The 21,025-nt window shown below is 66.7% G+C and carries 16 protein-coding genes, 1 tRNA gene and 1 pseudogene; 7 read left to right on the top strand and 11 right to left on the bottom strand.

Going from position 1 to position 21,025, the window contains the following annotated elements; all coding sequences use genetic code 11:
- Positions 1 to 183: 183 nt before the first annotated feature.
- Both ACT4MF_RS13975 and ACT4MF_RS13970 read right to left on the bottom strand, forming a co-directional pair.
- Positions 184 to 1,320, bottom strand: a pseudogene (locus ACT4MF_RS13975) (MMPL family transporter); the annotation flags it as partial.
- A 3-nt stretch (positions 1,321 to 1,323) separates the two neighbouring features.
- Entirely contained in the window at positions 1,324 to 3,015 is a 1,692-nt protein-coding gene (locus ACT4MF_RS13970) for a COG1361 S-layer family protein (protein WP_444683058.1), read from the bottom strand.
- A gap of 235 nt (positions 3,016 to 3,250) precedes the next feature.
- On the opposite strand from ACT4MF_RS13970, the gene ACT4MF_RS13965 reads away from it, so the two are divergent.
- Together ACT4MF_RS13965 and ACT4MF_RS13960 are read left to right on the top strand one after the other, a co-directional pair.
- Positions 3,251 to 3,868, top strand: coding sequence for a TetR/AcrR family transcriptional regulator (locus tag ACT4MF_RS13965; protein WP_444683057.1), 618 nt, complete (start codon positions 3,251 to 3,253; stop codon positions 3,866 to 3,868).
- Positions 3,869 to 4,712: 844 nt separating this feature from the next.
- Positions 4,713 to 5,588: a hypothetical protein gene (locus ACT4MF_RS13960; protein WP_444683056.1), complete on the top strand. Its 876-nt coding sequence runs from the start codon at positions 4,713 to 4,715 to the stop codon at positions 5,586 to 5,588.
- Positions 5,589 to 5,966: 378 nt separating this feature from the next.
- Here ACT4MF_RS13960 and ACT4MF_RS13955 read toward each other — a convergent pair.
- The 4 genes from ACT4MF_RS13955 to ACT4MF_RS13940 all read right to left on the bottom strand — a co-directional run bounded on the left by ACT4MF_RS13955 (position 5,967) and on the right by ACT4MF_RS13940 (position 7,828).
- Positions 5,967 to 6,141, bottom strand: a tRNA-Trp gene (locus ACT4MF_RS13955).
- Positions 6,142 to 6,253: 112 nt separating this feature from the next.
- Positions 6,254 to 6,481 carry a DUF5795 family protein gene (locus tag ACT4MF_RS13950; protein ID WP_099254021.1) on the bottom strand — a complete coding sequence of 76 codons (228 nt, stop codon included), beginning with the start codon at positions 6,479 to 6,481 and terminating at the stop codon, positions 6,254 to 6,256.
- Positions 6,482 to 6,580: 99 nt separating this feature from the next.
- A complete protein-coding gene (locus ACT4MF_RS13945) occupies positions 6,581 to 7,621 on the bottom strand; it encodes a DUF5794 domain-containing protein (protein ID WP_444683055.1) in 1,041 nt (346 codons plus the stop codon).
- Positions 7,622 to 7,828, bottom strand: coding sequence for a DUF8099 family protein (locus ACT4MF_RS13940; protein WP_512053299.1), 207 nt, complete (start codon positions 7,826 to 7,828; stop codon positions 7,622 to 7,624). It abuts the gene before it with no gap.
- A gap of 478 nt (positions 7,829 to 8,306) precedes the next feature.
- On the opposite strand from ACT4MF_RS13940, the gene guaB reads away from it, so the two are divergent.
- The 3 genes from guaB to ACT4MF_RS13925 all read left to right on the top strand — a co-directional run bounded on the left by guaB (position 8,307) and on the right by ACT4MF_RS13925 (position 12,570).
- Positions 8,307 to 9,794 (top strand): IMP dehydrogenase, encoded by a 1,488-nt coding sequence (gene guaB / locus ACT4MF_RS13935; protein WP_444683054.1) that lies wholly within the window; start codon positions 8,307 to 8,309, stop codon positions 9,792 to 9,794.
- Positions 9,795 to 9,943: 149 nt separating this feature from the next.
- Positions 9,944 to 10,546 (top strand): response regulator transcription factor, encoded by a 603-nt coding sequence (locus ACT4MF_RS13930; RefSeq protein WP_444683053.1) that lies wholly within the window; start codon positions 9,944 to 9,946, stop codon positions 10,544 to 10,546.
- A gap of 50 nt (positions 10,547 to 10,596) precedes the next feature.
- On the top strand, positions 10,597 to 12,570 hold the full coding sequence (locus ACT4MF_RS13925) for a DEAD/DEAH box helicase (RefSeq protein WP_444683052.1): 1,974 nt from the start codon (positions 10,597 to 10,599) through the stop codon (positions 12,568 to 12,570).
- Between the two features lie 35 nt (positions 12,571 to 12,605).
- Here ACT4MF_RS13925 and ACT4MF_RS13920 read toward each other — a convergent pair whose 3' ends face one another.
- Positions 12,606 to 13,673: a phytoene/squalene synthase family protein gene (locus ACT4MF_RS13920; RefSeq protein WP_099254027.1), complete on the bottom strand. Its 1,068-nt coding sequence runs from the start codon at positions 13,671 to 13,673 to the stop codon at positions 12,606 to 12,608.
- Between the two features lie 188 nt (positions 13,674 to 13,861).
- On the opposite strand from ACT4MF_RS13920, the gene ACT4MF_RS13915 reads away from it, so the two are divergent.
- Positions 13,862 to 15,052 (top strand): acyl-CoA dehydrogenase family protein, encoded by a 1,191-nt coding sequence (locus ACT4MF_RS13915; protein ID WP_099254028.1) that lies wholly within the window; start codon positions 13,862 to 13,864, stop codon positions 15,050 to 15,052.
- A 93-nt stretch (positions 15,053 to 15,145) separates the two neighbouring features.
- Here the strand turns inward: ACT4MF_RS13915 and ACT4MF_RS13910 are convergent, their stop codons facing one another.
- Positions 15,146 to 17,137, bottom strand: coding sequence for a PH domain-containing protein (locus ACT4MF_RS13910; protein WP_444683051.1), 1,992 nt, complete (start codon positions 17,135 to 17,137; stop codon positions 15,146 to 15,148).
- A complete protein-coding gene (locus ACT4MF_RS13905) occupies positions 17,134 to 17,598 on the bottom strand; it encodes a PH domain-containing protein (RefSeq protein ID WP_444683050.1) in 465 nt (154 codons plus the stop codon). Before ACT4MF_RS13905 ends, ACT4MF_RS13910 begins: the two co-directional genes overlap by 4 nt.
- Before the next feature lie 337 nt (positions 17,599 to 17,935).
- On the opposite strand from ACT4MF_RS13905, the gene ACT4MF_RS13900 reads away from it, so the two are divergent.
- Positions 17,936 to 19,243 (top strand): Glu/Leu/Phe/Val family dehydrogenase, encoded by a 1,308-nt coding sequence (locus ACT4MF_RS13900; protein ID WP_444683049.1) that lies wholly within the window; start codon positions 17,936 to 17,938, stop codon positions 19,241 to 19,243.
- A gap of 33 nt (positions 19,244 to 19,276) precedes the next feature.
- On the opposite strand, the gene ACT4MF_RS13895 is transcribed toward ACT4MF_RS13900, so the two are convergent.
- Entirely contained in the window at positions 19,277 to 19,987 is a 711-nt protein-coding gene (locus ACT4MF_RS13895; RefSeq protein WP_444683048.1) for a YqjF family protein, read from the bottom strand.
- 24 nt (positions 19,988 to 20,011) lie between these two features.
- Positions 20,012 to 21,019, bottom strand: a complete 1,008-nt coding sequence (locus ACT4MF_RS13890; RefSeq protein ID WP_444683047.1) for a cation diffusion facilitator family transporter — start codon at positions 21,017 to 21,019, stop codon at positions 20,012 to 20,014.
- Positions 21,020 to 21,025: the final 6 nt, after the last annotated feature.

Here is a 21,025-nt window from a genome sequence, read left to right as displayed (position 1 = left end):
CATCCCCCCCGTGATGAGTAACACGAGGACGAAGGCGACGGGAGCGTACCGGCTGACCTGCGTCGGGAACGTGAGCATCCGACCGAGCGTGGAGTCGCTGGAAGAGATCGGCGCCGAGTTGAACTCGGGCACGCCGTAGGCGTCGCGAAGCTTGTCGACCTCGAGTTTCGCCGCCGGGAGGAACAGCCCGAAGATCAGGAACGTGAAGATGATCCCGATCGCCGAGGCGATACCCAGATTGCGAATCGGCCCCAGATCTGAGATCACGTTCGCGCCGAACCCGAACACGGTCGTCACCGTGACGATGACGAAGGCGATCATCAGCTGATTGTTGGCCTCTCGCATCGCCTCGATGGCCTCGTACCCTTTGACCGTCTCCTCGCGGTAGCGGTTGATGATGTGGATACCGAAGTCGACGCCGACCGCGAGCAGCAGGACCGGCACGGAGATCATCTGCTGGCTGAACGGAATCCCCGAGAAGCCGAGGAAGCCGAACGTCCAGATGACGGTCATCAGCAGCGACAACAGCCCCAACGCGAGATCGATCGGGTCCCGGTAGGCGACGACCAAGAACAGCAGCAGCAGCACCACGACGACCGGCATCACGATGACCAGCGAGTCGCCGATGACGTTCGCGGTTTCGGCGTTCGTGACCCCGAGCCCGAACGCGCGGATGTCTCCCGGGTGGTCGTCGGTGATCGTCTGAATCGACGTTTGCACCTCCTGCAGATTGGTGTCGGAAAAGCCGGCGGGCACGTCGTGCGAGACGACGGTGATCGACGCCGACGCGCTCGCGCTCGTCGGGTTCGCGTCGGTCGAAAGCGACCGGCTGAACCGCGGGTTGTCTTGGAGCGCACGCACCGTCCGACGGACCTGCGTGGGACTCGCGCGTTCCACCGCCCGTCGTTTCTCAGTCATCGTGGTCGCTGACGGGTCGAGCGTGGTTGCGACGACGGTCGCGGGGCCGTTGACCGACGCGACCCGCAGGTCGTCACGGCGCGTGATATCTTCGAGCAGCCGGAGCTCACGGGTGAGCGCCTCCTTCGTCAGGACGTTGCCACCGGTGTGGATGAGCTGCGTCGATTCGCTGCTCGCCTCGAAGGAATCGTCGAACTCCTGGTTCACCGCGTCCAACGCTTCCTGCTCTTCGAGGCCCTCCGTGAACGCATCGGTGGCTCCGGTGTCGGTGGTGACGAGCCCGATCCCGCCCGTAAACACCAGCGTAAGCACGAGGAACGCGACGATGACACCCCGCGGTCTATCGACGATAACGTCGTTGAGCCGCCGCGTTCCCGCCTCGATCTGCTCACCGAGCGGCATCAGCTACTGCCGCCTCCGATAGACGGCGAGGCCGCCGGCTCCGACCACGAGGAGCACGCCGACGATGAGGGGGATCGAAAGCCCGCCGCCTTCGCTTTCGGTCACGTCGATCGGGACGCGGTACGTGTTCGTGAGTTGGCTGTCACCGTCGGCGTCGTCGAACCGGAAGTCGAGCGAGACCGGATAGGTGCTGCCGGGCGTCGCGGAGCCGGTCGTCGTCAGCTCGAACGTCATCGTCGTCGTCTCGCCCGGTCCGAGCGACTGCACGTATCCCGTGTCGGTGGCGCCCGTATCGAGCGGATCGTCGGCGAACAGGCGCGCTTCGATGTCGCTCGCGGACTCTTCGAGGTTGTTCGTGACGCTGACCTCGACGGTTCGCGTGCCGCCCGCTTCGATCGTGCGGTTCTCGACGGCGACGCTGAATTGGTCGCGCTCCGGAGCGACTTCGGCGTTGACGGCCAGGTCAGTGTAGGCGCGTTGCTCGCCGCCATCGTTCCGATACTGCACCGCGAAGTCGAGCGATCGAAGTCCCGGCTCCGCTTCACCGCCGATCGTGATGGGAAGCGCGAACTCCGTTGACTCGCCGGGGTCCAACGACCCGACCGCCGTGGAGCGTTCGATCGGGATCACGTTCCCGGCGTTGCCGGCGTACTGGACGACGACGCTGTTGGCCGTGACCGGCCCGTCGTTGGTGACGGTGCCGGTCAGCTCACCGTCTTCGCCGACTCGCAGGGTCGACTCGACATCGCGGACGGCGAAGGTCTGCTCGCCGAGCGGCCTCACGCCGGCGGAGAGCCCCTCATCGACGTGGGGGATGCCGTCCGGCGTTTCGAAGGAGACGCTGCCCGAGAGCGCGTACTGACGGTTCGGAGCCGTCGGCGCAAACGAGGCGTCGTACGGAACCGTGACGGTCTCGCCCGGCTCGATCGCGTCAACGCGGGCGGCGTCAGACGCGCCCTGTCCGAGGCCGAGCCCGGCACTCGACGACTCCAACGCCACCGTCGCGTCGTACGCAGCGGTCGCGCCGATATTCTTGATCGACGCCTCGAGCGTTCCCTGATCACCGACCTGGGCGTCGGTCGTCACGTTGACGATCCGGAACCGCGCGTCCTCAGTGACTTTTAGGTCAACTTCAGCGGTAACCGTGTCCTCTTTGTCGTACGCGACCCCGCCAGACTGTCTGCTGGTGTACGAGTACTCGAGTTCCACGTCGAGTTCGTAGGTACCCGGCTCGGTGCCGTTCGGCACGCTCACCGCGATCGGCACCTCTCGAGGCGCAGTTTCGGATACGGCACCGAGGGCGATGGTGCCGGTTTCGACCGTGAACGGGGCGTCGTCGGGTTCAGCCGTTACCCGAACGTTGCGCGCCGTCGTAACGATATCGCGCGTCTGCGGCGTCCCGATATCCATATCCCCGTCGTTGATGACCTGGAGCGTCACCTCGTTCGTCCGTCCGGGGGTCACTTCCGGTCGGGCAGTCGTCACCGACAGATCGGGCGATCCGTCGACGACGCCGACGGTCTGTGCCTGTGAGGTCGGAGCGGCACCGGCCGTCTCACCGAGTGCCAGCGCCGACGCCCCGTCACCGCTGTCGGCGGGTGACCCCGCGGGCGTCAGGCCCGCGGCGGCGCCGACCGTCCCGCTGGTCAGTAGCAACGCCGCGACGATCACCGTGACGAACGACCGCCGGCTCATGCAGAACACCCGCCAAATCGGCCCTCAAGAGCGTCCCTCCGGCGCCATCTCATACCATCACCGTCCACGCCGAGCAGCCGTTCGGGTAGCGATCAGGCATTCCGTCCACCGATCTTCGCATCTCGATCATAACTACTCATACACTCACGAATGCATAAACGCTTTGTTCTTAGACTCGTTACCGGCAATCAATGGACCAAAACCACTCGAAACACTCCGATAGCGTATCACACCGATGAGCCGGTTTACCGAGCAAGATAGAGAGCGGATTCGCGCTCAGCTGATTAGCGCCGGTAGCGACTTGTTCACCAGACACGGATTCGATCGGACGCGCGTCAGTGACATCACCGAAGCGGTCGGCATCGGAACGAGTACGTTCTACCAATTTTTCGACTCGAAGGACGACCTGTACGTTGAGGTGCTGCTCGAACAGCGCAACGCCCTGGAAGAAGAGATCGCCAGCGCAGTCAACGCAGTTGAGACGCCGCGCGAAGAGGTCCAGGCCCTGTTGAAAACCACCTTGCGAGAGGTGCGCGAGAATCCGCTCATCTCCGCGCTGATCGTCGACGGTGAGTTACGCGCGCTTCAGGACCGCATGGCTGACGCGGAGACCGACGAGGAGACGATCGAATCGCGTGCCCACGAATCGAACCTCCCGTTCGCCGAGCGCTGGGCCGAACTCGACGCGTTCCGATACGACGATCCGGAACTGATCGACCATCTGTTCATGTCGCTCGTGTTCACGGCGCGCGCCCGAAACGCGCCGATCGGCGCCAACAGCGATGCGGCCTACGAGCAGGTCGAAAACGCGATTATCGAGACGGTCGTCGACGGCCTCTTCGTGGACGAGTGAGCGAGGGAACGTGGCGACGGTTACGGGCGTCACCACTGTTCACGATGTCAACGGCCGGTCGACGCGCTAGCGGGCCTACAACGATACGTTCGCACGGACGGCTGTTCACACGACCGAGTGATCGACGACTGTGAGAGGGGCCAATCCGTCGATAAAGCGCCGAATCGTCCATCGTCGGTCTCGCTTCACCCGATCGTCGTGGTTCGATCACCCATCACAGCAATCGCGGCTGGCCGAAGGAGAAGCTGTCCGAGCGCGTGGATGTGTCCGTCGCCGTCTTGGACAAGCACTACGACGCTCGGACGAAGGATCAGGAGCGGGAGGGTCGGAGGGAGTATATCGACCTGTTATAACTGAGTTAGAATAGCTTAAAGAGTCTTCCAGAAGAGTTGCCAACGTACTCAAGATCACACATAACCCCTATGCTGAATACAGAGGATGCAGGCATCAGTCAGTCATCGTTGATTTCACACTGATTGCGGTGAACTAGTTGGTCAGTAAACTTGCCTATCTCTCACAGCAACACGCTACAACCAATCGCTAGGAAGTTCGCTCTCGTGGTCGTTGGGGGAGTTGGGGGAGTTGGAGTAAGTATAATATTTTCATAATTTCCGGGCCTTCCGGGGCCTCGTAGAGTCACAGCTCTATCTAATGAGAATATGGTCCTCCAATGTGGAAGATGTATATGCCGATTATGTTGTATTGCCTGTGATAAATCATAAACAGTTCTTATTTTTAATCTGAAGTTGACAGTTCATGTTGAAACTCAAAAAAGAGGTATACGCTGAAGAGTAATTTGCCTGCTCCTCTATCTTTTAATAGACCGCTGTGAGAATTTGAACCAATGCCGGTCCTCCACAGGCGAACTGACAGTGACGACTATTATGTAAAGGGACGGCTGGATGGGGGGTTCATCACCTTGCAACTTATCCGGCCTGCTAAGCATCTCCTGACTGAGCAGTTTGGGTACGAAGACGGCGATAAAATCTCATGGAAAGTAATGACTCCACTATGTATGCTTGGCCATGCATACAGTCGAAGTGGGGGTGGGCCAGGGGGTGATGCGACTGGTAAAGACCTGTCTGCCAGCATCAATAAACTCTCTAGTAGTCAGAAACGACATCTACGGCAGTATCTGGCGTCCTATGAGAATTATACGCCGGAAGAGCGTGATTGGGTAAACACACATATTTTTGATGGGAACGAGACCGTTTCCCGCAATCAGATATCTAAGTTCCCGGAGTCAAAGCAGGGACCAGATGAGAAAGTAGAGCGACTGTCGTCAATATGGGAAGATGTGATAGACGGAAGAGAGCAGTCGGATCAAGACGCATCTAGAACAGGGGAACCTCCACGATTCGGCCAGAGTAGTCAATCATCAACGCAGAGCAGTCGCTCAGGTCACAACAGAGAAACTAATGAAACTAGAACAGGTACTACAACGTCCATTGACCCATCGGAGATCGACTTAGGATCCACGCTCCGCGTGCCAGTTGACCGAATCAGTAATAGCGGGAATGTAATTGTCGAAGTTGACGGTAGGGGACACCTGAACCTCGGAGACATTCCAGATGTAGAGTCTGGAGATGAGGTCAGGGTAGAGGTAACATCGACCCCCAAACAAGGGAAATTCAAGGCAAACCATGTTCCCAAACCCGACTCTCCAGCGTCAGGTGGGTTGCTGGGATCAGTACTCTCGAAATTGAAGACGGTATTCTGATTGCAAACAGGATTTATCAAAAATACTGAGACAGCCGCATCCATTCAGAAGTTAGCAGGTAGAGCCATGCAATTACAGCGCCCTAGTGCCGCATACGCGCTCTGTATTCAGCACGGCCTCGACAAACTATCTGCTACTGAAGATCTCATGAAAGTCAGATCCGAGTTCCTCTTCCGAATGTCAACGCATTGAGCGGCGGGGAGCGCATTCACCCAAATACAGCAATTATTGACGCTAACGTGTATCGAGATGATCGCCATACGGCGTCGGGGTCGTACCCGTTACCCACTCACATCAACGCTGAAACCACGAGTTGAGACGGGTGTCTCAACATCAACCTACCGCTGTCTAGCGGTTTTGAGTCTGAAAGGAAGGGTATGGGGCCGGAGGGATTTGAACCCCCGATCGACTGATATCTCCGGTGCGCCTCGGAACTCCAGAGGGTCGTCAACACGACCGATGATCAGTCGGCCGCTCGGTATATCAGTCTGGAGTGTCGTCCCGGGCGCAAGCCTCTGGAGTCAGTCGCCATGCCTGGCTTGGCCACAGCCCCGCGTGATCTCGCAACAGATGCTTGCTGAAACGCGGATAAAGGGGTTTCGATCGCGAGCGATCGGACGACGCGACGTTGAATCGGCGCCGCGAGGCGGCGGCGACGCCGTGGCTCACTCCTCCCGGTCGTCGGCGCTCCAGTCGCACTCCTGGCATTTGTAGCCGGTCACGAACTCGGTGACGCTCGGCATGTAGCCGACGGAGATGACGTCGCCGCCGCACTCCGGACAGTCGCGATCGGCGTCCGCGATCGATTCGGCTTCGAGCACCGATGCGCCCTCGACCAGCTCCGCGAGCTTCTCGGGCGTCACCATCCGCCCCTGCACGACGCGATTGGACATACCCGCCGTACACCGCCGAGCACCTAAACCCCGGCGACACGCGGGGGAGAGAACGAGCTTCGTCGTCCGCATCTCACCGGTTCCCGGACACCCCTGCGTCTACAGCCAGGGCGCCCGAGAGTCGTCGTCCGCAAAGGGGTCCGCACCGTCCGCGTCGTCGCTCGCCGCCGACGGCTCGCTACCGGCGATCACCGCCACGTCGTCGTCGACGATGGGGCCGGGCGCGGTCGGCGCGTCGAGCGGGGGCTCGGTCGGGTCCGCGTCCTCCTCGTCGTCCGCGTCGGCCGCAGTGTCTGCGTCGTCGGCTTCGCCCGCGCTGTCGGCGTCGCCGTCAGCACCGGCGTCGGGGTCGTCGCCGTCGGTATCGTCGCCAGGGCCCTCGTCCGCGAGACCGTCCGCCGGCCCGGCGTTCGGATCGTAGGCGAACAGGGTCGTTACGGCGAGCACCGCCAGCGCGATGGGCGCCTCGGTCTGCATGAGGTTGAACGGGCCGAGCAGGATCGGGAGCGCGAGTACGCCCAGCGCGACGGCCGAACCGAACCGGAACCGGTCGATGTCGACGCGCCCTCGGAGATGCGGCGACAGCAGCGCGATCGCCAGCGCGAACGCGACGCCGACGCTCGCCGCGGCGGCGCCGTTCAGGACGTACTCGGGAGAGGTCTGAAGTTCAAACCCGGACGGCTCGAAGCTGGCGACGAGCCCGAGCGCGATGATGACGCCGGGGCTCGGCAGGTGCTCGCCGATCTCCGAGCTCGCGGTCTTGGCGGCGATCGTGAGGATCACCAGCCCAGCGAAGCGCTCGAAGACGGGGAGGTTCAGGAACTCCCTGAACGTGGGGGCGAAGGCGGCCTCGACCGCGGCGAGCGGGATGATGATCGCGCCGATCAGGAGCACGGAGCCGGCCATCTGTCGGCGGCTGCCGTCCATCTCCGCGAGGATCACCGCGGCGGTCGCGGAGCCGCCGAAGATGAGGATCCCCGTCTCGACCACGCCGGTCGCGGTCGTCAGGACGCCAGCCACGACTAAGGCGGGGAAGATCCCGTCGACGAGCGGCAGCACCATCACGGTCGCGAGCAGCTTCGTCGCGCTCCCGACCTGCTGTTCCAGCCGGAGGGCGATCGGATGACGTGAGACGCTCATTCAGGGACGATGACCCTGACCGACGGGTACACGGTAGGAAGCGGACGACCCACGATAGCCGAGGGCCCGGCGTACGGAGTCGAATCCGCGAGCGGCCCGACGAGCCCATGTAAAGCGTTTGCGCGAATTGCCGGCTGTAAAGCGGGCGCCGAGGTTGCAGATCGGCTGGCCGGCGATGCGCGCGTTCACGGGACTGTCGGAGTCCATACTTCATATATCTATTTCGGTTGCGTTAAAGGTTGTGTGAGACGTGCCCGCACGGAACGAGAGATTGGTGTACATCACTTATATATTCGTCATGGATACGACGACTGAAACGGGATACAGTCGGTGATCCGTCGGCGATAATCCTCCGTGGCCACCGATCCCTGTTCGATACGTCACGACACCGTTCGGATGACCCACAAACGGGTAACGTTCCGTCTCAGACGCCGTTCGTTTCGGACGGACGATCAATCGGTCGCCGGCCGTCGCAGCCGCGTTTTTACCGGGCAGATAACCGCTCGTCGACGGCGACGGAAGAGCGGCGGAGCGACGTCGGCGTCGAGCGCTGACGATCCGGAACACGTTGCGCGCTAACCCATTTTGATCCACAATCGTGACTATTACGTGAATTCGGATGACAACGACGTACACGTCTGTGCTGACTCGCAACGCTTTTTATCGGGGACTGACGACGGTTTATATGGCGACAGACTCCGGCCGATTCTCGGCGAAACTCGACGTCCCGGAAGCGTTGACGTTCGACGACGTACTGTTGAAACCAAAAGAGAGCCGTGTCGAACCCGACGACGCCGACCTCTCGGCGCGCGTCTCGAAGAACGTCGAACTCACCGTCCCGGTCCTCTCGGCGGCGATGGACACCGTCACCGAAAGCGACCTCGCGATCGCGATGGCTCGCGAGGGCGGGCTCGGCGTCCTCCACCGCAACATGACCGTCGAGGAGACGGCCGCTGAGGTCGAGCGCGTCAAGCGCGCGCACGAGCTCGTTATCCGCCGGGAGAACGTCGTCACCGTCTCGCCGGACGACGCGGTCCGCGAGGCCGACGCCGTGATGGAGCAACAGGGGGTCTCCGGCGCCCCGGTCGTCGACGAGGACGACACGGTTCTGGGGATCATCTCGGGCACCGACATCCGACCCTACCTCGAGGTCGGGGAGGACGACGCCGTCCGCGAGGCGATGACGGACGAGGTCATCACGGCACCCGAGGAGGTCGACGCCCGGGAGGCGCTGGAGCTGATGTACGACCACAAGATCGAGCGCGTCCCGATCGTGGACGAGGACGACCGGCTCGTCGGGCTCGTCACGATGCAGGGGATCCTCCAGCGCCGAGAGCACGAGGAGGCCGCTCGCGACGAGGACGGTCGCCTGCTCGCTGGCGTCGCCGTCGGCCCCTTCGAGGAGGAGCGCGCCGTCGCCGCCGACGAGGCCGGCGTCGACGTGATCTTCATCGACTGCGCGCACGCCCACAACCTCAACGTGCTCGACTCGGCGCGGGCGATCAAAGGCACCGTCGACGCCGACGTGGTCGTCGGCAACGTCGGGACGCGCGAGGCCGCCGAGGCCGCCGTCGACTTCGCGGACGGGCTGAAGGTCGGCATCGGTCCGGGCTCGATCTGCACCACCCGCGTGGTGAGCGGCGCGGGGATGCCACAGATGACCGCCGTCTCGCAGGTGGCCGACGTGGCCGCCGAACACGGCGTGCCGGTGATCGCCGACGGCGGGATCCGCTACTCCGGCGACGCCATCAAGGCGCTCGCGGCGGGCGCGAACGCGGTCATGCTCGGCTCGTACTTCGCCGGGACCGACGAGGCGCCGGGGCGCGTCATCACGATGCAGGGGAAGAAGTACAAGCAGTACCGCGGAATGGGGTCGGTCGGGGCGATGAAATCCGGCGGCGGCGACCGCTACCTCAAGGAGGAGGACGAAGACGAGGAGTTCGTCCCGGAGGGCGTCGAGGCCGCGACCCCGTACAAGGGGAGCCTCGCCTCCGAGCTCCACCAGCTCACGGGCGGAATCTGCTCCGGCATGGGGTACGTCGGCGCGGAGACGGTTCCGGAGCTCCACGAGCGCGCCGAATTCATTCGCGTCTCCAGCGCCGGCCAGACGGAAGGCCACCCGCACGACGTGATGATCACGGACGAGGCGCCCAACTACAGCCCGAACGAGTGACGCGGCGGTAACGGCGCTGGGGTCCGGGTCGGTCCCCGATCGCATCTCCGCGCCTCTCGGAACCGGTGAGGCGGACCCGAAGAGGTATTTTAATATAGTCCGCGAAGAGACGAAATGTGTGAGCGAACACGTCGTCGCTCCGGTCATCCATGAGTGAGCAACCGCCGCTGGTCCTCGTGGTGGAGGACGAACCAGATTTGGCCGACCTGTACGCCGCGTGGCTCGGCGACGAGTATCGAGTCCGGACCGCGTACGGCGGTCAGGAGGCGTTAGACGAGATCGACGAGGCGGACGACGAGGTCAACGCGATACTGTTGGACCGGCGGATGCCGGGGCTCTCGGGTGATGAAGTCCTCACTGCGGTCCGCGAGCGCGGCATCGACTGCCGCGTCGCGATGGTGACCGCGGTCGAACCCGACTTCGACATCCTGAACATGGGGTTCGACGACTATCTCGTGAAGCCGGTCACGAGCGACACCCTCCACGAAACGGTCGAGGGGCTGTTGCGCCGCGGAGAGTACGACACCGAGGTGCAGGAGCTGTTCTCGCTGACCTCCAAGAAGGCGATGCTGGAGACGGAAAAGAGCGCCACCGAACTCACGGACAACGAGGAGTACCAGCGGCTCACCGACCGGATCGAGGAGCTCCGGTCGCGGGCCGACGAGTCGCTGGAGGCCGTCACCGAGACCGACGACGACTTCGAGAAGCTGTTTCAGGAGTTCGACACCGACGACGCCGGCGCCGAAGACTGACGCCGCCCCGCGCGACTTTTTAAGTACAGTCCGGGCGAAGCTACTGTCGAATGCGCGTTCGCGATCTCCCGCTCCCGGAGCAGTTCGTCGCCCACTTCGCGGACCGGGGGATCCGGGAGCTGTACCCGCCGCAGGCGGCCGCGGTCGACGCCGGCGTCTGTGCGGGCGAGAACGTGGTCGCCGCGGTGCCGACCGCGTCGGGAAAGACGCTCATCGCCGAGCTGGCGCTGGTGACCGCGGACGGGCCGGGACTGTACGTCTGTCCGCTCCGCGCGCTCGCCCGCGAGAAGTACGAGGCGTTCGCGGCGCTGCCGGGGGTCGACGCGGCGATCGCGACGGGAGACTTCGACGCGACGGGCGAGGCGCTCGCGGGGACCGACGTGGTCGTCGCCACGAGCGAGAAGGTCGACTCCGCGATCCGGAACGGCGCGTCGTGGGTCGACGACCTCGCTTGCGTCGCCGTCGACGAAGTCCACCTCCTCGGGGCGGAGCGCCGCGGCCCGACCCTCGAAGTCACTCTCGCGACCCTTCGTCGGCGGAACCCCGAGCTACAGGTCGTCGCGCTGTCGGCGACCGTCGACAACCCGGAGGCGATCGCGGAGTGGCTGGACGCGGCCCTGGTGGAGTCCGAGTGGCGCCCCGTCGACCTCCGCACCGGCGTCGCGGTCGGCGGGAACGTGACGTTCGACGACGGGACGACGACCGCGATGGCTGTCCCGAACGCCGCCGTCGGCGAAGCGGAGGCCGGAGGCGCTGACGACGGTCCGCCCGGCGACACCGAAGTCACGGCCGCCCTCGTCGCCGACGGCGTCGATCAGGGCGGCCAGTGTCTCGCGTTCGTCCGATCGCGGACCGAGGCGGTCGCGCTGGCCGAGCGGCTCGCGGACGACCGACTTGCCGAGCGGCTGGGAACCGAGTCGGCCGCGACAGCCGCCGCCGACGAGGTCGCGGACGTGGACGGCACCGCGACCGGCCAGCGGCTTGCCGACTGCCTGCGGGCCGGCGTGGCGTTTCACCACGCCGGGCTGCGGGCCGGTCACCGGGCGGTCGTCGAGGAGGCGTTCCGCGCCCGGGAGATCGCCTGCATCTGTGCGACGCCGACGCTGGCCGCCGGCGTCAACGTCCCCGCACGGCGGGTGGTGGTGCGCGACCAGAAGCGGTACGCGGGCTCGGCGATGGAGTGGCTCCCCACGCTCGAGGTGCACCAGATGTGCGGCCGCGCCGGGCGACCGGGGTTAGATCCGTACGGCGAGGCCGTTCTCGTCGGCGACGAGGACACCCGCGCCGAACTCGTCGCGCGGTACGTCGAGGGGGAGCCGGAGGCGGTCGAATCGAAGCTCACCGATCCGGCGTCGCTGCGGACGCACGTCCTCTCGGCGATCGCGACCGGCTTCGCGGAGAGCGAGGCCGAGATCCTCGACGTGTTCGAGGGGACGTTTTACGCCCGGGAGGCGGGCGCCGGCGGACTGGCCGACGCCGTCGCCGTCGCGGTCGACGACCTCGTGGCGGCCGGGCTGGTTCGGCGGGAGACCGGGGGCGTCGAGACGTACCGGCTGGCGGCCACCCCGGTCGGATCGACGGCCTCGAAGCAGTACGTCAGACCGGAGACCGCGGAGCGGATCGTCTCGGGGCTGCGCACCGCGGCGGGGATGCGGAACCCGACGACGCTCACCGTCTTCGAGGTGGTCTGCGACACGCCGGATATGCAGGACACGTACCTCGGCAACGCGGAGCGCGCCGAGATCTACCGGTTCGCGCGGGCGAACGCGGGAGCGCTGACGACGGCGATGGACGAACCGGACGATTTCGAGGAGTGGTTGGAGTCGGTGAAGACGGCGCGGATCCTCGACGAGTGGATCGGCGGGGCGACCGTCGAGGAGCTGGTGGCGTCGTACCGGATCGGGCCGGGCGACCTCGACTCCCGCGTCGAGCGCGCCGAGTGGCTGTTGAGCGCGGCCGAGGCGCTCGCCGAGACGATCAGCGTGCGCGTACCGGCGGTCGCGAGGGCGCGCTCGCGGCTGTGAGCGCGGAGCGGAACGCGGCGGAACGAGAAGCGCGGTCAGTCGGCGGGCTCGACGGCTCGGTGGAAGGGGGTTCGCGCGATCGTCTGCCGGAGGTCCGCGAGGGAGTCACGACCGGCGTCGCCGGCGACGGACATCACCGCGAACACCTCCTGACGGGAGATCTTCACGCCGGTCTCGGTGAGCGCGTCTTCCGGGCGGGAGCTGAGCTCGCGGAGGGTGCCGACCGCGAGCAGATACGGGACGGTCCACGCTTCCATCGTGTTCCCGTTCGAGAGCGGCATCGTCTCCAGGTACGCCTGCGCGTCGTCGAGGAACGAGCGGGCGTACTCGGCGGTCCGGTCGACGACGCGGGCGGACGACTCGCGGTTGTCGGGGTGGACGACGCGCTCTTGGTCGACCCCCTCGTCGGCGAGCCACTCCGCCGGGAGGTAGACGTTGTTCTCTTCGGTGTAGTCGTCGTACACGTCCTTCGAGACGTTCACGAGCTGGAGGAGGAGCCCGAACTCCTCGGCGGTGTCCCGCAGCTGTCGCGCGCGGTCTTCCGTGACGTCGCCGCGGGTGAGCAGGTTCGTGATGAGGTTCCCGACCGTGCCGGCGGCGTAGTAGCAGTACTGTTCCAGCTCGTCGCGGTCGTCGATGCGGAGCCCGCCCTCGGTCGCGTGGCGGTCGACGAACATCGCCATCCCGTCGACCATCTCCAGCACGGGCGGGACGATCGCCTCGCGGGCCTCGGAGTCGAACTCGGCGAACGTCGCCACGATCGTCGGCGCCTCGGCGACGACCTCCCAGTCGTCGTTGCGCTCGGCGGGCGCCGGAAGCCACTCGTCGACCGCCTCGCGGAACGCCGCGATGTCGGTGTCCTCGTCGGGGTCGATCGCTCGTCGGTACGTACGTAGCACGTCGCTCTGGGCTTCCGGCGGGATGTGTCCGGCGTCCTCGACGGTATCGGCGACTCGACAGAGGAGATACCCCACGCAGATGTGCGAGGCCATCGGCTCCTCCAACACGTCGACCGTTAGCGCGAAGGTCCGTGAAACGCCCTGAACCGCCTCGTGGCACCACGGAAGGTCGGGCTCGCCGGGACCGTGTTCTCGTCCGCTCATTCGGTTACGGACACTTACGGCACAACGCATAAAAAGCCTCGTGGAACGTCGGAGACGCTCGGCGAGCCGATCGCGGCTCCGCGGTGCCCGCCTTTCGCCCGCGTCCGCCGCGGTGGCGTCCCGCCCAACACCGGACCCGTGCACAACCGTGTAGAAACCGATAAGTTACCGTGACGACACCCTCGGTCATGGACTTCACGCTCTCCGGAGAGCAGCGTCAGATCCGGGATACGGTCGCGTCGTTCGTCGACGAGGAGGTCGTCCCGCGCGCCGCCGAGATCGACGAGACCGACGAGTTCCCGGCCGACCTGATCGACGAGATGGCCGACCTCGGGCTGATGGGGATGCCGTTCCCGGTCGAGTACGAGGGCGCCGGGCTCGACTACCACAGCTACGCGATCGGGCTCTCGGAGATCGCTCGCGGCTCCGGGGGGCTCGGGACCGTCGTCGCCGCGCACACGTCGCTCGCGGGCAACATGCTGTACGAGTTCGGCGACGAGCGACAGAAGGAGACGTACCTCACCGCGCTCAACACCGGCGAGGACATCGGCGCCTTCGCGCTCTCGGAGGCCGAGGCGGGCTCGGACGTGCCGGCGATGTCGACCACCGCGGAGCGCGAGGCGGGGGACGCCTCGGACCGGAGCGGCGTCGCCGCGGAGCGCGACGGCGACGGCTACCGCGTCAACGGCGGCAAACTGTGGATATCGAACGGCTCGGTCGCCGACACGGTCACGCTGTTCGCGAAGACCGACCCCGATGCGGGGCGGAAAGGCATCTCTTCGTTCGTCGTCCGGCCCGAGGAGGACGACGGGTTCATCGTGGAGGGCACGGAGGACAAGCTCGGCGACAAGGGGTGCCCGACCGCAGAGCTCCGGTTCGACGACATGTGGGTCCCGGCGGAGCGCCGGCTCGGCGAAGAGGGTGACGGGTTCGTCCAGGCGCTGAAAACCCTGAACGGCGGCCGGATCACGATCGCGGCGCGCTCGGTCGGGATCGCGCGCGCCGCGCTCGACGAGGCGGCCGACTACGCGCAGGAGCGCGAGCAGTTCAACGGCCCCATCGCCGACTTCCAGGCGATCCAGCACAAGCTCGCCGACATGGACACGAAGATTCGGGCCGCCGAACTCCTGATGCACGAGGCGGCAGACCTGAAGATGCGGGACGAGGACTACATCAAGGAGGCCGCGCAGGCGAAGCTGTACGCCTCAGAGATTTCTCGCGAGGTCGCCAACGAGGGCATCCAGATCCACGGCGGCTACGGCTACACGAAGGACTTCCCCGCGGAGCGGTTCTACCGGGACGCGAAGCTGAACGAGATCTACGAGGGGACGAGCGAGGTCCTGCGGAACACGATCGCCCAACAGCTGCTCGACGAGTGAGGACCGGTCCCGCCATCCGTGACGCGGCGCGGACGACGTGAGCGGGGCAGGCGGCCCGAGCGGTGCGGACGGCACGAGCGGAAGTGAGACGCGCTACTTCTCGTCGTCGGTCGCACCGTCACCGTCGTCAGCCGCTTGGCCGCCGTCGTCGGTCGTCTCGTTGCCGTCGCCGACCGCGTCTCCGTCGGCGCTGTCTCTTTGTTCCTTCTCGTCGCCGCCGCTCCCCGCCTCCCGGTCCTCGGTCGGTCGGTCGATGTCCGAAGGGTTCCGGTCCACCGCGTACTCGCCGGTGTCGATGCGCTCCGCCGGCCGGGAGTAGTCGCGACCGCTGCCCGAGAAGTCCGGTCGGATCACGCCGTCGTCCGGCACGTCCGATCGGTCCTCGTCGCTCCCCGCGGCGGGAGCGTCGTCGGCGTCCGGAATCGAGGCGTCGGGTGTGGGTGTCGCTCCGTCCGTCTCGGACGCCGTCTCGTGTCCCTCAGGAGTCGCCTCGCCCGAACCTGGCGTCGGATCGCCGGTCTCCCCGTCGGCTTCGTCGGTCTCCCCGTCAACTTCGCCAACGTCCTCCGCGTCGGCGTCGAACCACTCGAACTGGTCACGCCGATCGCGGCGCTCCGCGACGGCGACGCGGAGCCGCTCCCGGAGCGTCTCGCGGAGGTCGACCGCCTCGTCGGTCGCGAAGTCGACGGCCGCGGCGTCGTTGCCGGCGATGGAGCTGCTGCCGGCGGTGTCGGCGACGATCGTCGCCACGTCCCAGCGACGCTGGAAGAGGGTTCGCCTGTCGATGACGTTCTGGATCCGGTAGTACGGTACGACCGTCACCGTGCGGCTCCAGAACCCGTTCCGGGTGAGGAGGTGGTCCTCGCCGAGCCAGTAGCCGCGGTGCTTCCACTTCAGATGCGCGGCGACCGGGGCGGCCAGCAGAAGCGCGGCCGGGGCGTACCACGGGGCGCCGGCGCCGAGGTACCAGTCGACGCCGAACGCGACGGCGACGAGGACGCCGACGCCGATCGCGTACCGGAACGCGTACCGCCACCGGATCCGCTTCGGCGGGCGGCGAAAGCGCGGCTCGCCGAACGACTCCACTTCGCGCGCCAGCCGGTACACCCGGTCGGTCGTCGCGATCGGGACGGCCGCCTGACTCCCCTGATCGCCGCCCTGTCCGGGGGCGTAGCCGGCGGTCTCGATCGAGAGGCTCGCGTAGCCGAGCAGGCGCTTCGCCGGGTTGTCGGCGATCCGAAGCGCCTGCACCTTCTCCGTGGGGATCGACCCGCTGTAGCGGCGGAACAGCCCGCGCTCGTATCGAAGCTCGTCGCCGGCGCGGGAGAGTCGGAACCCGTAGTAGTTCGTGAAGGCGATCCCCGCGCCGAGCACCCACGACACGAGGAACAGCCCGCCGACGCCGACGATCGCGGTCGCGGTGAGCGCGACCGCCGACGCGTCCGGGATGAAGCTGGACAGCACCGGGACCGATCCGGAGCTCAGGAAGGCCAACAGCCCGATGAGCCGCCCGTCGAACGACAGGGCGCCCACCAGGGCGAGCTCGCCCGGCGAGATCGCGAACAGCTCCGCTTCGTCCGGGCCGACAGTGCCCTGAGCGGCGCCCGTCCCGGCTCCGGCCCCCTCCGCTCCGTCGCCCTGGGCCTCCGCGCCGGACCCGGTCGACTTGCGCCGCTGGACCTCGCGCTGGAGCCGGGTCGCCTCGTCGGGGGTGACAAAGCGGATCGAGCCCTCGGTGCTCGACCCTCCCGCGGTCTCCAGATCCACCGCAGCGACGCCGATCGCGCGCTGGATCACGCTCCGACTCACGTCGACGTTCTGGATCCGGCGGTAGGGGATCTCCCGTTCGCGCCGCGAGATCACGCCGGAGGAGATGTCGAGGGTGTCGGCGGTCAGCTCGTAGTCGAACCGCCGGTAGTACGCGACCTCGTACGCGGTCGCCGCGAGGACGACCGCGCCGGCGACGACGGCCGCGGCCGTGAACCCCCAGTCGGGGTTGTTGTTCACGACGAAAAAGAGGACCACGACGATCCCGGACACCTTCTGGAGCGCGCGGTACGGGACCGACTGGGGCGCGAGCTTCACACCGCGTCCTCCCCGTCCGCGCGGATGGCCAGTCGCTTCAGCTCCTCGCGGAGGTCGCTCGCCCCGTCGGGCGTGAGCCCCGGGATCCGAACGTCCGCACCGCGTGAACCGGCCGTGTACACCACACAGGACGCCAGTCCGACGCCGCGCTCGACGGGAGCGCGCCGGGAGTCGACGTGCTGGATCCGGACCAGCGGCACGGTCGTCCGGACCTGCGTGATCACGCCGCGGTCGAGATACAGCGCGTCCTCGCGGATCTCGTAGCTCCAGCGACGGTAGCGGAGGAGGGCGTGCGCCACGCCGAGGACGAGGAAGACCGCGCCGCCGGCGATCGGCACCCACTCGGGGAGCCGGTCGAAGTAGACCGCGCCGGCGAGCGGCGCCGTCAGCACCGCGGCGATGAGGACAGCACGGAGGACCCACACGACCTGAACGCGGGGATGAAGCGTCTGCGTCGTCATCGACGCGCCCCCGGCGTACGTTCGAGTGTCATGGACCGTCGTTGTCGACGCCGACGTATAAGTCCGGGCGAAATCACGGATCCCCCGCTTGGCCGTCTCGTCCGGCAGGCGCCCCCGCCGCCGGTCGCGTCGGCCGGTCCGGTGGCCGGTCCGAGACGCGCGCTCACGCCGAGAGGAGCCGACCGAACAGTAACGGGGAGAGTCGCCGGGAGGAGCGGCGACGACGACACCCGCCCGCCGTCGGGTGGATGGCGGCCATCCCTCTCGTGTTTGTCATTCACATTCGATGGCCATAATTGCCGAAACCGATATGACCCGGGGGCGAGTCGGGCCGACCATGGCGGACGACCCCTTCGAGAACATGCTCGCACAGATGGACCGCGCGGAGGAGTACGCCGACGTGGACCGCGATATCTTCGAGCGGCTCAAACACCCCGAGCGCACGCTGAAGGTCACTCTCCCGGTGGAGCTCGACTCTGGCGAGGTCGAAGTGTTCGAAGGGTACCGCTGTCAGTTCGACAGCGCTCGCGGGCCGTTCAAGGGCGGCGTCCGGTTCCACCCGTCGGTCACGCAGCGCGAGGTCGAGGCGCTCGCGGGGTGGATGTCGTGGAAAACCGCGCTCGTCGACCTCCCGTACGGCGGCGCGAAGGGGGGCGTCATCTGCGAGCCGAAGGACCTCACGCAGAACGACCTGGAGAGCCTCACCCGGCGGTACACCGAGGGGATCCGGCGGATGATCGGGCCGGAGACCGACGTTCCCGCGCCGGACATGAACACCAACCCGCAGACGATGGCGTGGATGATGGACACCTACTCGATGTACGAGGGGCACTCGGTCCCGCAGGTCGTCACCGGGAAACCGCTGGAGATCGGCGGAACGCCGGGGCGGGTCGCCGCGACCGGTCGCGGCGTCTCCATCGTCACCGAGCGGCTCTTCGAGTACCTCGACCGCGACCTCTCGGACGCCTCCGTCGCGATACAGGGCTTCGGTAACGTCGGCTCCCACGCGGCCCGGCTCCTCGACGAGTCCGGTGCGCGGATCGTCGCCACGTCCGACGTGACCGGGGCCGCCTACGACCCCGACGGGCTCGACATGGCGGCGCTCGGCGCCCACGTCGACGCCGGCGGCCTGATCGAGGAGTACGTGTCTGGCGACCCCCGAGCGCTCCCCGAGGACCGGCGCACGAGCGGGGGGAACCAGTGGGACGACCCCAGCCAGATCACGAACGAGGAGCTGTTGGCGCTCGACGTCGACGTGTTGATTCCCGCCGCGGTCGAGGGCGTGATCACCGCGGAGAACGTCGACGACCTGCGAGCGTCGGCGATCGTCGAGGCGGCGAACGGCCCGACGACGGTCGCCGCCGACGAGGTGCTCACGGAGCGTGACATTCAGGTCGTCCCCGACATCCTCGCGAACGCCGGCGGCGTCATCGTCTCGTACCTCGAGTGGGTCCAGAACGCGCAGGAGTTCTCGTGGCCGCTGGAGACGGTCAACGCGGAACTGGAGCGCCGTATCGGCAAGGCGTTCGACCAGACGATCAACCAGTACGACCAGAAGGAGCTGCCCGACCTCCGGACCGCCGCGTACACGCTCGCGCTCGAACGCACCGCCAGCGCCCACAAGTACCGCGGCCTGTTCCCGTAAACCGGGTGGCGGCCCGGTGAGCGGCGAGCCGCCTCAGACGAACCGAATCCGGTCCGCACCCACCGCGATCGGCTCCGCGTAGCGAACGATCGGGTCGCCGTCGGGCCGGTCGAACCCGTTCGCCCGGAAGAGCGTGTTCGCACGGATGTCGGCGGTCGCCGCCCGCAGCGACCACGGCTCGTGGGCGATCGCGCCGCGGTACAGCCGGTTCCCCTCGGCGTAGAACTGGTAGTTCTCGACGAGGAACGCGTCGAGCGACCCCGACTCGGCGGCGAACGGCTCGCCCGTCGGCTCGTAAGTCGCGTCGAATCGCGCGTGCGGGACGCCGGGATGCGTCCGACGGCTGGTGAAGCGGACCGGACCGTCCTCGCCCGCCGCGGGATCGGCGGTCTCGGGTCGCCTCACGTCCATCTCCGCGCGGTAGTACGGGAGCGCGAACAGCCGCCGTGCGAGCGCGACGCCGATCGGATCCTCCGCATCGAGGTTGTAGAAGTACACGCCCCGACCGTCGGGACCCTCGACGTAGGTCCTGAGGTTGAGCTCCGGGAACGAGAGCCCGACGGGCGCCCCGCGCGGGCGGATGTCGTCCATCACGAAGGCGACGACGCTCAGGTACGCGTCGCCCCCGTGAGTGGCGACTGACAGTCGGTCGGGGATCGTCCCGGAGACGACGGCGGGATCGACCGGCCAGTGGCAGAACAGCGCGTCGCGCCACGTCATCTCCAGCCAGCGCCGCGTGAGCATACGAACGGTACGGGCCCCGGCGGGTTAATCTGCACGCCGGGGCGAACCCGCGGGGTCGTCCCCGTCTTCGGATCTCGCGCCGCCCGTGTCCCCGTCTCCCGGTCTCGCGCCGCCGCCCCCGCCTCTGCCGTCGTCGGCTTCCTTCCACTCGCCGACGCCCGATGGGTCGAGGTGGACGTGGACGTCGCCCACGTCATCCAGGTTCCGGAGGCCCGTGACCAGCTCCGTCTCGATGTCGTGGGCCTCTCGGAGCGTCATCTGCCCGTCGACCTCGACGTGGACCTCGACCTCGAGGTCGGTGCCGTCGTAGTACACCGTCAGGTCGTGAACGCCCTCCACCGCGGGGTTCTCGCGGAGCGCGGCGATGACCCGTTCGCGGTCGGCGGCGGGCGGCGCCGCGCCGACGAGGTACGTGACGTTCTCGCGGGCGATCTCGATCCCCTGATACACGACGAGGACGCTGACGAGGGCCCCCGCAACCGGGTCGAGGACGGGGACGCCGGCCAGCACGCCGAAGACGCCGATCAGCGCCGCGACGGTGGTGTAGATGTCGTTGAGACAGTCGGCGGCGAGCGCGGTGAGCGCGGTCGAACCGAGGTCCGCGTTCACGCGCTCCGTATATCGGTAGAGGACGTACATATCGACCAGCGCGAACAGCAGCGCCGCGACGAGGATCGGGTCGGCTTCGACGCCCGGCGATCCGAGGAGTTCGGAGGCGGACTCCTGTAACAGCAGGACGCCGAGCAGGACGATGACCGCGCCGACGAACAGCGCCGTCAACGGCTCGATCCGCTGGTGGCCGTGGGGGTGGGTCTCGTCGGCGGCGTCGTACCGAGAGCCGCCCCAGACGAAGACGACCGCGCTGGCGACGAGGTCCGCGACCGAGTGCGCGGCGTCGGCGAGCAGGGCGACGCTCCCGAAGGCCAACCCGGTGGCCCCCACGACCGCGATCTTCAGCGCGTTGCCGAGGATGTTTACCCCCGCGGCCCGCTGAAACCGCGCCTTCTCGCCGCTTCCCCAGGGGCGCCACATACGTGT

The organism is Halorubrum sp. FL23, assembly GCF_052439115.2.
In the GTDB taxonomy this organism is placed as follows: Archaea; Halobacteriota; Halobacteria; order Halobacteriales; family Haloferacaceae; genus Halorubrum; species Halorubrum persicum.
The sequence above is the reverse complement of the archived record's forward strand: the minus strand, read 5'-3'. Positions and strand labels throughout refer to the sequence as shown.

Coding starts and splice junctions, on each gene's coding strand:
- ACT4MF_RS13970 (WP_444683058.1), bottom strand. CDS start 3,015: ATGAGCCGGCGGTCGTTCGTCACGGTGATCGTCGCGGCGTTGCTACTG.
- ACT4MF_RS13965 (WP_444683057.1), top strand. CDS start 3,251: ATGAGCCGGTTTACCGAGCAAGATAGAGAGCGGATTCGCGCTCAGCTG.
- ACT4MF_RS13960 (WP_444683056.1), top strand. CDS start 4,713: ATGCCGGTCCTCCACAGGCGAACTGACAGTGACGACTATTATGTAAAG.
- ACT4MF_RS13950 (WP_099254021.1), bottom strand. CDS start 6,481: ATGTCCAATCGCGTCGTGCAGGGGCGGATGGTGACGCCCGAGAAGCTC.
- ACT4MF_RS13945 (WP_444683055.1), bottom strand. CDS start 7,621: ATGAGCGTCTCACGTCATCCGATCGCCCTCCGGCTGGAACAGCAGGTC.
- ACT4MF_RS13940 (WP_512053299.1), bottom strand. CDS start 7,828: ATGGACTCCGACAGTCCCGTGAACGCGCGCATCGCCGGCCAGCCGATC.
- guaB (WP_444683054.1), top strand. CDS start 8,307: ATGGCGACAGACTCCGGCCGATTCTCGGCGAAACTCGACGTCCCGGAA.
- ACT4MF_RS13930 (WP_444683053.1), top strand. CDS start 9,944: ATGAGTGAGCAACCGCCGCTGGTCCTCGTGGTGGAGGACGAACCAGAT.
- ACT4MF_RS13925 (WP_444683052.1), top strand. CDS start 10,597: ATGCGCGTTCGCGATCTCCCGCTCCCGGAGCAGTTCGTCGCCCACTTC.
- ACT4MF_RS13920 (WP_099254027.1), bottom strand. CDS start 13,673: ATGAGCGGACGAGAACACGGTCCCGGCGAGCCCGACCTTCCGTGGTGC.
- ACT4MF_RS13915 (WP_099254028.1), top strand. CDS start 13,862: ATGGACTTCACGCTCTCCGGAGAGCAGCGTCAGATCCGGGATACGGTC.
- ACT4MF_RS13905 (WP_444683050.1), bottom strand. CDS start 17,598: ATGACGACGCAGACGCTTCATCCCCGCGTTCAGGTCGTGTGGGTCCTC.
- ACT4MF_RS13900 (WP_444683049.1), top strand. CDS start 17,936: ATGGCGGACGACCCCTTCGAGAACATGCTCGCACAGATGGACCGCGCG.
- ACT4MF_RS13895 (WP_444683048.1), bottom strand. CDS start 19,987: ATGCTCACGCGGCGCTGGCTGGAGATGACGTGGCGCGACGCGCTGTTC.
- ACT4MF_RS13890 (WP_444683047.1), bottom strand. CDS start 21,019: ATGTGGCGCCCCTGGGGAAGCGGCGAGAAGGCGCGGTTTCAGCGGGCC.